Raw genomic sequence first — 14,924 nt, 5'->3', positions numbered from 1 at the left:
TCAAATTGAATTGAATATTAAATGAATAAATATATAGTAGTATTGCTTTTGTGCATGTTGCCTTATTTTAGTTTTTCTCAGGAAAAAGTAGAAGGTGTTGTTTTCGATTCTGACGCATCTAATGCATTAAGTCTTTCTGGGGCTAATGTCTATTGGCAAGATTCGCAAACTGGGGTGGTAACAGATTTCGATGGTAAATTCTCAATTCCATATCTGAAAGAGTTCAATAAATTGATTATAAGTTATGTTGGTTTTGAATCGGATACACTGACTATAAATGCTCCAAAAACAATACGAGTTACTCTTAAGCCATCTAATGAATTAGATGAGGTTGTTGTTCAGCAGGAAAGAGATGCTATACAGAAAACATATTTTAGTCCGCAGAATGTAATTACAGTAAACAGTGATGAGTTGTTAAAAGCCGCTTGCTGTAATCTGGCAGAGAGTTTCGAAACCAATCCGTCTATCGATGTAAACCTTTCTGATGGACTAACGGGAACCAAGCAAATTCAAATGTTAGGATTAACGAGTCCGTATTTGTTGATTACCCAAGAAAACATTCCTATGGTACGTGGTGCATCTCAAGCCTATGGATTAACATTTACGCCAGGTACGTGGATAGAAAGTATACAGATTACAAAAGGTGCTGGTAGTGTGGTGAATGGTTACGAAAGTATATCAGGTCAGATTAATACCGAGTTGGTAAAGCCGTTAACCGATAATGCAGTTTTTGTAAATGGATATGCCAATCAGAATGGGCGTTATGAATTGAATACACATTTTAATAAAAAGCTGACGGATAAATTGAGTACAGGATTATATATTCATGGAAATACGAGAACTCAAAAAGAAGATAATAATGAAGACGGATTTTTAGATGCGCCTTTGGGGGAGCAAATAAATGTGATGAACCGTTGGCAGTATCAGAATCCTGAAACAGGTTTTGTAAGTTTCTTAAATGTTCGTTTTTTGAATGATGAGAAACAAGTAGGGCAAGTAGATTTTAATCCTAATACAGATAGAGTTGATAATGGTGGTTCACTGAGCGGAGCCGAAGTTCCTGCGCTGAGCGGAGCCGAAGTGTGGGGTAGTGAGATAAATACCCGCAGGTTTGATACCTCGTTAAAATTGGGTTATGTTTTTCCTGAACTTCCGTTTCAAAGTTTTGGTTTTCAGACAGCCTATAGTCTGCATAAGCAAGATTCGTATTTTGGTTTTAGAACATATGATATTAGCCATGAAAGCATTTATTCCAGTCTTCTTTTTAATTCTATAATAGGGGATACAAGAAATAAGTTTAAAACCGGAATTTCTTTTGCATATGACGGTTATGATGAGGTGGTGACTACTGATGATTATTCTAGGGAAGATAGGTCGGTAGGAGCATTTTTTGAGTATAGTTACGAGAATTTGGACAAGGTAAGTTTAACTGCCGGATTACGCGTAGATAATCATAATCGATTGGGAACTTTTGTAACACCACGATTTCACATTAGATATACCCCATGGGATAGAGGAAGTCTACGAGGATCATTTGGTAGAGGAAAGAGAGCTGCAAATATTTTTGCCGAAAATCAGCAATTGTTCGCCTCTGCTAGACAAATTAATATTGCAGGTTCGGGTGGCGACGTGTATGGTTTAGAGTCAGAAGATGCATGGAATTATGGAGTTAGTTTTCTGCAGGGATTTAATTTTTTGAATAAAAAGGGAGATATTTCTTTAGATTATTACATCACGGATTTTGAAAACCAAGTGGTGGTGGATTGGGAAAATCCGCAAGAAGTTTCATTTTATAATTTGGAAGGAGAGAGTAGTGCTAAAAGTTTTCAAGTAGAATTAAATTATGAGCTTTTGACCCGTCTTAATTTTAGAACATCATATAAGTATTATGATGTATCTACAGATTATATAAGCGGAAATCTACAGAAACCATTACAAGCACAACATCGATTTTTTGTTAATTTAGGGTATGAGACCGAGGCTAAGGATAATGGTGCACAATGGAAATTTGATTATACCCTTCATAGTTTTGGAGAAGCGCGGTTGCCAGATACAAGTGCTAACCCGGTGGAATACCAATTACCTGCTTTTTCCCCAACATATAATCTAATGAATGCTCAAGTGACAAAAGTATTCTCTAATTCATTTGAAGTGTATGTGGGTGGTGAAAACCTTTCGGATGTGCAGCAAACTAATCCTGTATTGGGCGCTGATAATCCTTTTGGTCCAAATTTTGATACAACCATTGTATATGCGCCAATAATGGGTAGAATGTTTTATGGCGGCTTTAGATTTAAAATTTTTTAACACGTAAATTTATACTTATGAAAACAACTATTTTATCCATTGCAATGATATTAATTGCTGTGGTAACCTATGCACAGGACAAGAATAAGAAAATGACTTTTGATGTGAATGGTAAATGCGCCATGTGTAAAGAGCGTATTGAGGAAGCTGCGTTGAACGTGAAAGGGGTAAAGTATGCCAATTGGGATATACCCACGCATCAGTTAAATATAATTATGGACGAGCGAAAGACAGATGCCATGAAAATAAAGACCGCAATTGTTGCCGTTGGCCATGATACAAAGGAATTAAAGGCTACTGATGAGGCATACAATAGCGTACACCCTTGTTGCAAGTACCGGGAGGATAATTCTGATGATGGCGCACATCATTAAAAGTGATGGAAACCTTTATGTTTATTGAGGTTATGGCTATGCTTTGAAATTGCTAAAAAAGTTTTAGTTAATATTTTGCCAACGAAATTATCACGGATCAAATTGTGAAATACATTAGCATAGATTTATTTAAATTCTATACTAATGGCACAAGCAAAATCAGCAGGGAAACCAGCTGCAAAGCCTGCTCCGGCAAAAGCTGGAAAAAAGGCTGCTCCAAAAGCTGCTCCTAGAAAGAAGTAGTCGGTAACTAGCCTACAGGTAGGCTTACCATTTGGACATGAAAACCACCTTCTGTAAATAAAGAAGGTGGTTTTTTTGTTGATCATATTTAAAATCAAAAAAAACCGCTCTTGATATTTCAAGAGCGGTTTTAAAAAAAAATATAAACTGTTAGAACAAGCAAATAATTGCCTGTCGACGCTGTCGACCTACATCATGCCTGGCATACCGCCACCGCCGCCCATAGGAGGCATAGCAGGAGCATCTTCCTTAATATCGGTCAAGGCACATTCCGTAGTCAAGATCATACCGGCAACAGAAGCGGCATTTTCTAAGGCTACCCTTGTCACTTTCTTAGGATCTATGATACCGGCTTTCATCATCTCAACATATTTCTCAGATTTGGCGTCATAACCGTAATCACCTTTACCTTCAAGTATTTTTGCGATTACTACAGATCCTTCACCACCAGCATTAGAAACGATAGTTCTTAATGGAGCTTCTATGGCACGGGCTACGATCTGTAGACCAGTGGCCTCATCTTCATTGTCCGTAGAAACTTTGGAAAGAACTGATTTTGCTCTTACCAAAGCAACACCACCACCGGCAACAATACCTTCTTCCACTGCAGCTCTTGTAGCATGCAATGCATCGTCAACCCTATCTTTTTTCTCCTTCATTTCAACTTCAGAAGCTGCACCTACGTAAAGTACGGCAACACCACCGGCCAACTTGGCCAAACGCTCTTGAAGTTTTTCCTTATCGTAATCAGAAGTTGTTGTCTCAATTTGAGATTTTATCTGGTTAACCCTTGTTTTGATATCCTTTGCAACACCACCACCATTTACGATTGTAGTATTGTCCTTGTCAATCTGTACTTTTTCACAAGTACCTAACATATCTAGCGTAGTGTTGTCCAAAGAGAACCCTCTTTCCTCGGAGATAACGGTACCGCCTGTTAAGATGGCTATATCTTCTAACATTGCCTTTCTTCTGTCACCAAAACCTGGTGCCTTAACCGCGGCAATTTTTAAAGAACCTCTTAATTTGTTCACTACCAACGTAGCCAATGCTTCACCATCAACATCTTCGGCAATGATCAATAAAGGCTTACCAGATTGTGCAACTGGCTCCAATACCGGTAATAAGTCTTTCATTGAAGAAATTTTCTTGTCGAACAACAAGATGTAAGGGCTGTCCAGCTCAGAAACCATTTTTTCAGAATCGGTAACGAAATATGGAGAAAGGTAACCCCTATCAAACTGCATACCTTCTACAACGTCTACATATGTATCGGTACCTTTGGCTTCTTCAACGGTAATTACACCTTCTTTGCCAACTTTGCCAAAAGCTTGTGCGATCAAATCACCAATAGTTTCATCGTTATTAGCGGAAATAGAGGCTACTTGCTTAATTTTTTCAGAAGAATCACCTACTTTTTTGGCTTGTTTTGCCAAATCTGCAACGATAGCCTCAACAGCTTTGTCTATACCTCTTTTCAAGTCCATTGGGTTAGCACCAGCGGCAACGTTCTTTAATCCTTCTTTTACGATTGCTTGCGCCAATACGGTTGCGGTAGTAGTACCGTCACCGGCAAGGTCGTTGGTTTTGGAAGCAACTTCCTTAACCATTTGTGCACCCATATTCTCCAATGGGTTTTCTAATTCAATTTCTTTTGCAACGGTAACACCATCTTTTGTTACTTGGGGAGCGCCAAATGATTTGCTGATAATAACATTTCTACCTTTTGGTCCCAAGGTTACCTTTACTGCATTTGCCAAAGCATCAACGCCTCTTTTAAGGCCGTCTCTTGCATCTATGTCAAATTTTATGTCTTTTGCCATTTTTATGGATTTTAGTTTTTAGTTCTTACCTGTTAAAGCTAGGAATAACAAGTAAAGTAATGGTTTAAATTTTTTTTACTTTAAAACAATTTAATCGATTCCTGAAAAATACTAGATGATGGCAAGAATATCGCTTTCTCTCATCATCAAATAATCGGTTCCTTCCAATTTAAGTTCGGTCCCGGCATATTTTCCGTAAAGTACGGTATCACCAACCTTAACGGTAACTTTGTCATCTTTTGTTCCTGGTCCCACGGCAACAACTTTACCTTTTTGCGGTTTCTCTTTTGCAGTGTCAGGAATGTAAAGTCCAGACGCAGTTTTAGTCTCAGCGGCCATTGGCTCAATAAGTACTCTGTCTGCCAATGGTTTGATATTAACTTTAGCCATAATTATTAAATTTTAAATTGATTTTTAACTTGTGTACGTCTCTACAGGCAGAAATTATGCCATTGCCTATTTACTGACAAATTGTAAACAAAAAATGCCAGCTTGTCAGAAGCTGGCATTTTATTATAATTTATCTTTTGGATTATAAACTGTCCGTAGGCGTTACTTGTTCCGTTTCTACCGGTGTAACCTCTTCAGGCAAAGTTTCGGGAACAACAGTTTCAATATCATCGCCTTGCAATAATTTTGAATCCGAAGTGCCAAAATTGCCTTTAAGCGCAATGTTGGAAGCAAGTATAAGAACGATCAACAAACCAGCCAATGTCCAGGTACTTCTATCCAAGAAATCGCCTGTTTTTTTGACACCGCCTGCAATTTGCGTTCCACCACCACCAAAAGAAGAGGAAAGTCCGCCACCTTTTGGGTTCTGTACCATAATCACCAACACTAATAACAAGCAAACGACGATGATAAGGATTAAAAATATTGAAAATGTACTCATCCTATATTATTTATTATCTTTTTGAATTTTTTCTACTGCCTTAATTCGGTCTGCAAAGAAACTACTTTTTTCCGGATATTTCAAACTTAAAATTTTAAAGGCCTGTATGGCTTTTTTGTACTTCTTTTGTTCAAGATAAACCCTTGCCAGCGTTTCTGTCATCAGCTCGTTCTTGTCTATCTTTATAGAGTTGGAGATATCAAGTTTGGTTCCTTTTTGCTCCGTAGGGTCTATTTTTGGATTGCTGGCTATAAACTTGTCTATGCGCTCAAATTTTTTCTTTTTTATGGCGTCTAACTTTTGAACTGGTTTAGCTTTTTTCTCAGGCACCTTTTCAGCTTTTACGGTAGAACTGGTTTGTTCCGCTCCTGTGGTGCTTATTGGTTTTTTTGAAGCAAGGCTCAACCATTCAGAAAAGGAATATTTTTCCTTTTCATTAAATGTTAGCGGTTTACCTATTTCCAAGGTTTCTTCTTCTTTGGTAACCGTTGTAGGTTTGGATTGGAACAATTCCGGGTCTAGAATATGCTCGGCATCCGTGGCGTCCTGTGGTAAGGGTTTGTCCTCGGAGTTTTCAATTAAAGGGGCAGTTGGTTCCTTTGGGGGCTCTACTTTAGATTCCGGTTCAATAATTACAGTATTATCCGTATGGTCATACCGTAAAAAATCCTTTGAGGTGATGAACTCAAAAAGTACATCGCGATCAGTGGTAAAGGCTGCCGTTGTCTTTAATGCCTTATTGTATTTATAACTATTAAGATTTTTAAGTCCTTTTAAATGTAAGGCACGTGCCGCTTGAAAATAAGGGTATTCCGCAATAATATCCTCCAGATGTTTTGTGTGGATCGGTTCTACTACTTTGGTAGGATGTTCTAGAAAATATGTAAAATCCTTTACGTTCATATAGGTTACCAGTCTGCCAATGATGCGTTGAAAATATCCTGTGTAAGTCGTTCAAATATTACTTCGTGCGCTTCACTCTTTATGGATGCCAACTGCACATCGGCAGGATAGTCATAAAAGAACGAAAAACTTTGGTCAAAAGCTGCATCTTCTTTTAATCGGTTGTAAAATCTAACCTTCACGCGCATAGAAAGCCTGTTTTGTGCTGCGGTCTGCTGTGCAGTGGCGGACATGGGTGAAATTTTGTATTCGGTTATTTCCCCTTCATATAAAAGGTCTGGATTACCGGAAGTAATAAGGTCCAAACTGGTCTGGTTCATGATCCTATCCTGCAAGGCCAGCGTAAAATCCCTATCTACGCCCGGTTCAAAAGTAGAACCCGGACTCTGGGTTGCATAGTTCTGGAAATAATTTACTTGAAAGGTTTTGGCTTCCCCCACGTTACCGCCCGTAAAGTTATAGATACCACAACCTAATAGTAATACTAGGGGCGATGAGAAAATAAAAGCCTTTTTTATGTATTTAATTGTAAATATGTTCATAAGTTCTAAAGATCGTACTGTTTAATTTTTCGATAGAGCGTTCGTTCTGAAATGCCTAATTCTGCCGCTGCCGCCTTTCTTTTGCCACGGTTGCGTTCCAAGGATTTCTTAATCAGTTCTACTTCTTTCTCCTGTAGGGACAAGGTTTCCTCTTCCTCTATCTCTTCGGCAAAATGGTATTTGTCCTCGTATGCATCCGAAGTAAGGATGTGATCCTCCTTGGGTTCAGGTAGGTGCAATACATTTAAGTTGGTTTCTTCTTGGGAGTCTTGGTCCAGATCTATATCCTCCTCATCGTCGTTTCCATAAATTTTACGGATCAGGTTCTCATTGTCCTTTTGTACTTTTTGTGAATCGTTGTTTTTCAACAATTCCATGGTCAATTTTTTAAGATCGTTCAGGTCGCCCTTCATATCAAACAATACCTTATATAAAATCTCCCTCTCGTTGCTGAAATCGCTTTCTGCTTTGGTGTTGGAGACTACCGCAGGTAAATTGGTACTGGTGTTATTGGGCAGGTACCCGCTCAAGGTAGCTGCGGTAATGGACCTATTTTCTTCCAATACGGAAATTTGCTCGGCAATATTACGAAGCTGCCTAATATTTCCTGGCCATCTATATTTATTCAGTAAGGATACCGCTTGCTCATCTAGCCTAATGGTTGGCATCTTATATTTCTGGCTAAAGTCAGACGCAAATTTTCTGAACAATAAATGTACATCTCCCTGACGTTCGCGTAATGGGGGAATATTTATTTCAACGGTACTTAAACGATAGTACAGATCTTCTCTAAACCGTTCTTTTTTAATGGCCTCGAACATATTGACATTAGTGGCCGCAACAATACGAACATCGGTTTTTTGGACTTGGGAGGAACCTACTTTTAAGAATTCTCCATTTTCCAATACCCTTAATAACCTAACTTGGGTGGTCAAGGGCAGTTCGCCAACTTCATCTAAAAAAATAGTTCCGCCGTCCGCGACCTCAAAATAACCGCTTCTGGTTTGGGTCGCCCCGGTAAATGCCCCTTTTTCATGTCCAAAAAGTTCACTGTCTATAGTTCCTTCCGGTATGGCGCCACAGTTTACCGCTATATATTTGGCGTGCTTTCTATGGGACAAGGAATGAATGATCTTTGGAATAGCCTCTTTACCAACTCCACTTTCACCGGTAACCAGGACGGAAATATCCGTAATGGCAACCTGCATAGCCTTCTCCAATGCCCTATTGAGCTTAGGGTCTTGACCTATGATTTCAAAACGTTGTTTTATACTTTGTATGCTTTCCATAGAAAATGGCTCTGTACTAATTTAATTGTTTTCGGAATAATCTAACGCAGTACCTTTTAGTGTTGCAGAGGTACAATCGTGAATTTTGACATTGACAAAATCACCGATCGTATAATGCTCCTTAGGAAATACCACGACCGTACTTTGTGAGTTTCTGCCCATCCATTCATTTTCAGATTTCTTTGACGTTCCTTCAATAAGGACTTCCTGGATTTTACCCACATGCTTTTCCGTTCTAAATTGGCAATGTTCCCTTTGCAGCGCAATTATTTCAGATAGGCGTCTTTTTTTGGTAGGTTCGGGTACATCGTCCTCCATCTTTCTTCCTGCCAACGTTCCCGGTCTTTCGGAGTAGGCATACATATACCCAAAATCATACTTTACATATTCCAAGGCTTTTAACGTGGCGGCATGGTCTTCTTCCGTTTCCGTAGGGAAGCCGGAAATTATATCTTGGGAAATGGCGCAATCTGGCAAAAGCTCCCTTATATTATCGATCAGCTCAAAATATTCCTCAATGGTGTGTAACCTGTTCATTTCCTTTAAAATACGGTTACTTCCACTTTGAACCGGTAAATGAATATGGTTGCATATGTTTTTATATTTGGCCATGGTTTTGATCACGTCCAAAGTCATATCCTGCGGGTTTGATGTAGAAAATCTAATGCGCATTTTGGGTTGTGCCAAGGCTACCATTTCCAAAAGTTTGGAAAAGTTGATGGCTGTCGCTTTTTGCATTGGGGAAGCGTTCTCAAAATTCTTTTTTAGTCCACCACCGTACCATAGGTAGCTATCTACATTTTGTCCTAAAAGGGTGATTTCCTTAAATCCTTTTTTCCATAGTTCGTTGATTTCTGCCAAAACGGACTGCGGATCCCTACTACGTTCTCTTCCTCTGGTAAAGGGTACTACACAGAAGGTGCACATGTTATCGCATCCCCTAGTGATTGAAACAAAGGCGGTAACCCCATTGGTGTTCAGCCTTACTGGGGCAATATCTCCATAGGTTTCGTCCTTTGAAAGTATAACGTTTACAGCATCCCTGCCAGAGTCTACCTCTTTAATTAGATTGGGCAAGTCTTTGTAGGCATCTGGCCCCACAACCATATCTACAATCTTTTCCTCGTCCAAAAGTTTATCTTTTAGACGCTCTGCCATACAGCCAAGAACACCGACCTTTAGATGAGGTCTTGATTTTTTTACTTTATTATATTCCGTTAATCGTTTACGTATTGTTTGCTCTGCCTTGTCCCTAATAGAACAAGTATTTACAAGGACCAAATCTGCATCTTCCAATACTTGTGTAGTATTAAAACCTTCGTTGGCCAGGATAGATGCAACGATCTCGCTGTCAGCAAAGTTCATTGCACAACCGTAACTCTCTATGAACAAGTTGCGTTTGTTTTCTTTTCTAGCTGCTACGGCCAGTGTTGTGCCTTGCACCTTTTCATCTATGGTTTTCTCCATTCTACTTATTACTTCACAAAAATATTTGGTTGGCAAAGATACCATTATAATCAAAAATATGACAAGTTGACATACTTATTTAGGGTATTTTTAGGCTTTGGAACCGTTAATATTTTAAATTTGTTGGTAACACAACAACCAGCTATAACATGAATTTAGAGAAAAAAATTACTGAAATAAAGTCTAGACCAAATTTGGAATTTGGAAGTATATTCAATAGATCTATAGAATTGTTTAAAAAAATATGGGTTCAGGGTTTTATTGCCTTACTGCTCACGTTCTTGACAATACTTCCTTTTTATATAATACTTTATATTCCCATGATTGCCACAGGTATCACTGACCCATATGCTTTGGAGCATGATGAGCTACCACCTATGGTTACGGTTGCAATGGGTATTTTGTCACCTATAGTAATTATTGGGGTAAGCACCTTTAGTCTGGCAATTAATGCGGCTTTCTTAAGGATTTGTAGGCAAAAGGATGAAGAAAAAGATGGTATTGACGACTATTTTTATTTTTTTAGGGAAGGCAGAATTGGTAAAGTATTTATACTTGCCCTATATATTATGGGTGTTGCACTTTTAGGAATGCTGGCCTGCGGTGTAGGGTTGTTCTATGTCATTGTTCCGCTTTCACTATTGCCCGCCTTTTTGGCTTTTTCCAACGAATTATCTGCATTTGGTATGGTGAAAGCAAGTTTCATCTTGGGAAACAAGAATTGGCTAATCATATTTTTATTGGTATTGGTTGCGGGTATAGTAGCTGAATTGGGATTGTTGTTATGCTGTGTAGGGATTTTTTTTACTGCAATGTTCAGCAAGGTGCCCGCCTATTTTATGTACAAGGACGGTGTTGGTTTTGAGGAGGATACTTATTTAAATTAATGTTGCGCAACGCAACTAATATTGAATTTTAGCATCTTATGGTAAATGTTTAAATAACCAAGACCATGAATTCAAAAATCTTAGTAGTATTTCTAGTAGTATTGGCAGTATTCAGTTCATGTGACAATGATGGTCCATATGAAGATTATTTAGTGGCACGTCCTATTCTAAAGAATGCTGTTTCGTTCAAGGCAGAGGCCATAGATATTATGGAGCCGATACCTGTAGTGTCTTCAGGAAAAGTATATGCCTATAAGAACTATATTTTTGTCAATGATGTGGGCTTAGGTTTTCATGTAATAGATAATTCCTCACCTCAAAATCCAGAGCGTATCGCTTTTATAAAACTGAAAGGCAATAATGATATATCCATAAAGGATGATAAATTATATGCGGATAGTTATGGAGACTTGGTGGTGTTCAATATATCGGATATCAATGCAATTAGTTTGATCAGTAGAATGGAGAATGCCATTTATAATAATGGTGTTTGGATGACCAATGTAACTTTTCCCCAAGCGGATATTTATGAATATGGGGATATTGATTATGACAAGGATATTGTGGTTGGCTGGGAAGTTAACATGGAGAGAAGGTCCGTTGCCGATTATGAGAAACAATTTAACTGTGACAATTGTGATTTGGCCTTTGTGTCCGAAAATACGTTGAATTCCCAGCAAGGTACGGTGGGCCAGGGCGGTTCTTTGGCCCGTTTTAAAATTATTGGGAATTATTTATATGTGGTAGATTATAGCGATTTAAATATTTTCGACATTGCGGATTTGGAGCAACCTAAGGTCCTGGAAGACGTGCAGGTGGGCTGGGATATTGAAACCATATTTAACCAAGGTGAAATACTGTTTTTGGGTGGCAGGCAAGGAATGTATATTTATGATATCAAAGATCCGGAAAAACCTGAGTTTATTTCCGAATTTAGGCATGGCACCGCTTGTGATCCTGTAGTGGTAGATGGTACCTATGCATACGTAACCCTCAAAGGGGGTAACATGTGTGGCGGTACGGAAAGTGGTCTTTATATTATAGATGTCTCTAACTTAAAAAACCCCGAGCTTAAGGTTATTTATCCTATGGAAGGACCAAATGGTTTAGGGGTAAAAGGAGATCAATTGTTTATTTGTGATGGCGGGGCCGGTTTAAAAGTGTATGATAAAAGCAATGCTCCAAATATTACCATGGTCAGCCATTTTAAAGATATTGTAGCTTATGACGTAATTCCATTATCTTCTAGTTTGTTGATGATTGGGGACCAAACGTTATATCAATATGAATATTTGGACAATGATATTAAGTTGTTAAGTACTTTGGAGCTGTAGCCACTTTACCATAATATAGAAAGTAAAAGGAAGCCATTGACTTCCTTTTTTTATGCTTTTTGAGGTCGTGGAAGGTAGTGGCCAAGTTAATTTTTATGTTGTGGCAATAGTCCGTCCATTTTAAAAAATAGGAAATAATGAAAATGGCGGACTAATTTTTTTTAAATAGTAAAAAAATGATTTTATGGCCGTAGTTCTAATAAATAACAGGAAGAAATAAATGTTTGAAATTCCAAAGTTTAAATTTTAGTATACATTTGTAGGTATAAACAAGGTTGATGGCGAAAAATTTAGTAATTGTTGAGTCTCCTGCAAAGGCCAAGACTATTGAGAAGTTTTTAGGAAAGGATTTTAAGGTAGAATCAAGCTTTGGGCACATAGCGGATTTACCCTCTAAGGAATTGGGAGTGGATGTCGAAAATGATTTCACACCAAAATATATAGTGGACAAGGACAAAAAAGCCTTGGTTAAAAAACTTAAGGGACTTGCCGATAAAGCGGAAACCATATGGCTTGCAAGTGATGAGGACCGTGAAGGAGAAGCTATTTCCTGGCATTTGGCAGAAGAGCTTGGTCTTGATAAGAAGAAAACAAAAAGGATCGTTTTCAACTCGGTTACCAAGGCGGCTATACAAAAAGCCATAGAAAATCCGCGTGAGATTAATTTTAACCTTGTAAATGCGCAACAGGCAAGACGAGTTTTAGATCGTTTGGTAGGGTATCAATTATCGCCCGTTTTATGGAAAAAGATTAAACCGGGACTTTCTGCTGGGCGTGTACAGTCAGTAGCGGTGCGTTTGATTGTTGAGCGTGAGCGTGATATAGAGGGTTTTGAACCCCAGGCCTCTTTCAAGATAGCGGCCGAGTTTAAAACTGAGGCCGGTAGCGTTTTTTCCGCCAAACTTAACAAGACATTCTCTACCAAGGAAGAAGCGGAAGCATTTTTAAAGCAAAACAAAGCGGCCGATTTTTCCGTAAGTAAATTGGACAAGAAACCGGCAAAAAAGTCGCCTTCTGCACCATTTACAACATCTACCTTACAACAAGAAGCATCTAGAAAACTTTACTTTTCGGTTGGGAGAACCATGCAGGTGGCCCAACGTTTATATGAAGCAGGTTTAATTACCTATATGAGAACGGATAGTGTTAACCTATCTAACGAAGCGTTGGTTTCGGCAAAGGAGGCAATTGTAAAGAATTACGGTGAAAAATATAGTGAGACCAGAAATTTTGTAGGTAAGTCCAAAGGAGCCCAAGAGGCGCATGAGGCCATTAGGCCAACGGATATGGGAAATCAATCCCCATCTTTGGAAAGAGATCAATCCAAATTATATGACCTGATCTGGAAACGTACCGTAGCATCGCAAATGAGCGATGCACAGTTGGAACGCACCAATGTAAAAATCAAGGCAAATACACATACGGAAGAATTTACCGCGAATGGTGAGGTCATAAAATTTGATGGTTTTCTAAAAGTTTACATGGAAAGTGTAGATGATGAGGATTTGGCGGAAGAACAGGAAGGTATGCTTCCGGCCATGAAAGAAGGGGAGCGTCTGATCAATAATTTTATTAGCGCAACGGAGCGTTTTACCCGTCCGCCATACCGTTTTACGGAAGCCTCATTGGTAAAGAAATTAGAAGAATTGGGTATTGGTAGACCGTCTACCTATGCCCCTACGATTTCTACGATTCTAAATAGAGGGTATGTGGAAAAAGGCACTGTAGAAGGTACGGAAAGGAAGTACACACAATTGGTTTTGCAGGCCGATCAGATTAAAGAAAAGAATCTTACCGAAAATGTAGGGTCGGATAAAGGAAAAATGGTGCCAACGGACATTGGCATGATCGTTACCGATTTCTTGGTAAGTAATTTTGCAAATATTTTGGATTATAATTTTACCGCGCAGGTAGAAGAGGATTTTGATGAAATAGCTTCAGGTGAAGAGGATTGGAAAAAGATGATGAAAAACTTTTATAAGGATTTTCATCCCAATGTGCTTGATGTAGAAGAAAATGCGGATAGGGCCAGCGGAGAAAGAATTTTGGGCAAAGACCCTAAAAGCGGTAAGCAAGTATCGGTCCGGTTGGGAAGATTTGGACCTATGGTACAGATAGGAACCGTTGATGATGAGGAGAAACCAACTTTTGCCAGTCTGTTACCGGAACATTCTCTAAACACCATCACCTTTGAAGAGGCTATGGATCTGTTTAAATTACCAAGAAGGCTGGGTGTTTATGAGGGAGAAGAAGTTTTGGCCAATGTGGGCAGGTTTGGGCCTTATGTTAAATTTGGGGAGAAATTCATTTCCATGGATAAAGGTGAAAGTGCTTTTGATATAGAAATGGATAGGGCCATTGAGCTGATACAGGCAAAACAGAAAGCAGATGCACCTATTGCCATGTACGAGGAGAAAGAGGTCACCAAGGGCGTCGGTAGATTTGGACCATTTATAAAATGGAACGGCATGTTCATCAATGTCAATAAAAAGTATGATTTTGATCATCTTTCCAAGGACGATATTGTTGAGCTGATAGAGACCAAAAAGCAGAAAGAGATTGACAAGGTAGTCCATAATTGGGAAGAAGAAGGTATACGGGTAGAAAAGGCAAGATGGGGCCGTCATAACATAATCAAGGGAAAGATCAAGGTAGAATTGGCCAAAACGGTCGATGCTACAAAGATTACCCTGGAGGAGGCTCAAAAATTGATCGAGCAGAAAACCCCTAAAAAGAAGGCAAAGGCAAAAGCGAAACCTAAGGCAAAACCAAAAACAAAAAAATAATATTTTTGTTCATGGAAATAGTAGTATTTTCATGGAGATCAAAACAGTTAACCTAAGGTACAACCCAAAATAAAGAT

General features: G+C 38.9%; 13 protein-coding genes. 5 read left to right on the top strand and 8 right to left on the bottom strand.

Annotation, left to right across the window (positions count from 1 at the left end):
* Window positions 1–21 precede the first annotated feature (21 nt).
* Window positions 22–2,307, top strand: a complete 2,286-nt coding sequence (locus tag JM81_RS08765; RefSeq protein WP_144802410.1) for a TonB-dependent receptor — start codon at window positions 22–24, stop codon at window positions 2,305–2,307.
* 17 nt (window positions 2,308–2,324) lie between these two features.
* The gene (locus JM81_RS08760) at window positions 2,325–2,681 is read left to right on the top strand and encodes a heavy-metal-associated domain-containing protein (RefSeq protein WP_144802408.1); all 357 of its coding nucleotides are present in this window, start codon (window positions 2,325–2,327) and stop codon (window positions 2,679–2,681) included.
* 125 nt (window positions 2,682–2,806) lie between these two features.
* Here the strand turns inward: JM81_RS08760 and JM81_RS18420 are convergent, their stop codons facing one another.
* The 8 genes from JM81_RS18420 to miaB form a co-directional block, all read right to left on the bottom strand.
* Complete coding sequence (locus tag JM81_RS18420; RefSeq protein WP_186435552.1) at window positions 2,807–3,010, bottom strand: hypothetical protein; 204 nt, start codon at window positions 3,008–3,010, stop codon at window positions 2,807–2,809.
* Between the two features lie 102 nt (window positions 3,011–3,112).
* Window positions 3,113–4,747: a chaperonin GroEL gene (groL, locus tag JM81_RS08750; RefSeq protein ID WP_089260666.1), complete on the bottom strand. Its 1,635-nt coding sequence runs from the start codon at window positions 4,745–4,747 to the stop codon at window positions 3,113–3,115.
* Window positions 4,748–4,858: 111 nt separating this feature from the next.
* A complete protein-coding gene (gene groES, locus JM81_RS08745) occupies window positions 4,859–5,137 on the bottom strand; it encodes a co-chaperone GroES (RefSeq protein WP_089260665.1) in 279 nt (92 codons plus the stop codon).
* A gap of 142 nt (window positions 5,138–5,279) precedes the next feature.
* Window positions 5,280–5,639, bottom strand: coding sequence for a preprotein translocase subunit SecG (gene secG, locus JM81_RS08740; RefSeq protein ID WP_089260664.1), 360 nt, complete (start codon window positions 5,637–5,639; stop codon window positions 5,280–5,282).
* A gap of 6 nt (window positions 5,640–5,645) precedes the next feature.
* Window positions 5,646–6,542, bottom strand: a complete 897-nt coding sequence (locus tag JM81_RS08735; protein WP_144802405.1) for a hypothetical protein — start codon at window positions 6,540–6,542, stop codon at window positions 5,646–5,648.
* Window positions 6,543–6,547: 5 nt separating this feature from the next.
* Complete coding sequence (locus JM81_RS08730) at window positions 6,548–7,084, bottom strand: LptE family protein (RefSeq protein ID WP_144802402.1); 537 nt, start codon at window positions 7,082–7,084, stop codon at window positions 6,548–6,550.
* Window positions 7,085–7,089: 5 nt separating this feature from the next.
* Complete coding sequence (locus JM81_RS08725) at window positions 7,090–8,373, bottom strand: sigma-54 interaction domain-containing protein (RefSeq protein WP_144802400.1); 1,284 nt, start codon at window positions 8,371–8,373, stop codon at window positions 7,090–7,092.
* A 21-nt stretch (window positions 8,374–8,394) separates the two neighbouring features.
* On the bottom strand, window positions 8,395–9,840 hold the full coding sequence (gene miaB, locus JM81_RS08720; RefSeq protein WP_144802398.1) for a tRNA (N6-isopentenyl adenosine(37)-C2)-methylthiotransferase MiaB: 1,446 nt from the start codon (window positions 9,838–9,840) through the stop codon (window positions 8,395–8,397).
* 149 nt (window positions 9,841–9,989) lie between these two features.
* Between miaB and JM81_RS08715 the strand changes: the two genes are divergently transcribed.
* From JM81_RS08715 to topA, 3 genes are all read left to right on the top strand, one after another.
* Window positions 9,990–10,727 carry a hypothetical protein gene (locus JM81_RS08715; protein WP_144802396.1) on the top strand — a complete coding sequence of 246 codons (738 nt, stop codon included), beginning with the start codon at window positions 9,990–9,992 and terminating at the stop codon, window positions 10,725–10,727.
* A 65-nt stretch (window positions 10,728–10,792) separates the two neighbouring features.
* Complete coding sequence (locus JM81_RS08710) at window positions 10,793–12,061, top strand: LVIVD repeat-containing protein (RefSeq protein WP_144802393.1); 1,269 nt, start codon at window positions 10,793–10,795, stop codon at window positions 12,059–12,061.
* A gap of 278 nt (window positions 12,062–12,339) precedes the next feature.
* The gene (gene topA, locus JM81_RS08705; RefSeq protein WP_144802391.1) at window positions 12,340–14,847 is read left to right on the top strand and encodes a type I DNA topoisomerase; all 2,508 of its coding nucleotides are present in this window, start codon (window positions 12,340–12,342) and stop codon (window positions 14,845–14,847) included.
* The last annotated feature ends 77 nt before the right edge of the window (window positions 14,848–14,924 follow it).

This window comes from Maribacter sp. MAR_2009_72, from assembly GCF_007827235.1.
Classification (GTDB): Bacteria; Bacteroidota; Bacteroidia; order Flavobacteriales; family Flavobacteriaceae; genus Maribacter; species Maribacter sedimenticola.
Note: the sequence above shows the minus strand (reverse complement) of the source record. Positions and strands in the feature narration are given on the sequence as shown.

Coding starts and splice junctions, on each gene's coding strand:
- JM81_RS08715 (WP_144802396.1), top strand. CDS start 9,990: ATGAATTTAGAGAAAAAAATTACTGAAATAAAGTCTAGACCAAATTTG.
- miaB (WP_144802398.1), bottom strand. CDS start 9,840: ATGGAGAAAACCATAGATGAAAAGGTGCAAGGCACAACACTGGCCGTA.
- groES (WP_089260665.1), bottom strand. CDS start 5,137: ATGGCTAAAGTTAATATCAAACCATTGGCAGACAGAGTACTTATTGAG.
- groL (WP_089260666.1), bottom strand. CDS start 4,747: ATGGCAAAAGACATAAAATTTGACATAGATGCAAGAGACGGCCTTAAA.
- JM81_RS08730 (WP_144802402.1), bottom strand. CDS start 7,084: ATGAACATATTTACAATTAAATACATAAAAAAGGCTTTTATTTTCTCA.
- JM81_RS08765 (WP_144802410.1), top strand. CDS start 22: ATGAATAAATATATAGTAGTATTGCTTTTGTGCATGTTGCCTTATTTT.
- JM81_RS08735 (WP_144802405.1), bottom strand. CDS start 6,542: ATGAACGTAAAGGATTTTACATATTTTCTAGAACATCCTACCAAAGTA.
- topA (WP_144802391.1), top strand. CDS start 12,340: ATGGCGAAAAATTTAGTAATTGTTGAGTCTCCTGCAAAGGCCAAGACT.
- secG (WP_089260664.1), bottom strand. CDS start 5,639: ATGAGTACATTTTCAATATTTTTAATCCTTATCATCGTCGTTTGCTTG.
- JM81_RS18420 (WP_186435552.1), bottom strand. CDS start 3,010: ATGATCAACAAAAAAACCACCTTCTTTATTTACAGAAGGTGGTTTTCA.
- JM81_RS08725 (WP_144802400.1), bottom strand. CDS start 8,373: ATGGAAAGCATACAAAGTATAAAACAACGTTTTGAAATCATAGGTCAA.
- JM81_RS08710 (WP_144802393.1), top strand. CDS start 10,793: ATGAATTCAAAAATCTTAGTAGTATTTCTAGTAGTATTGGCAGTATTC.
- JM81_RS08760 (WP_144802408.1), top strand. CDS start 2,325: ATGAAAACAACTATTTTATCCATTGCAATGATATTAATTGCTGTGGTA.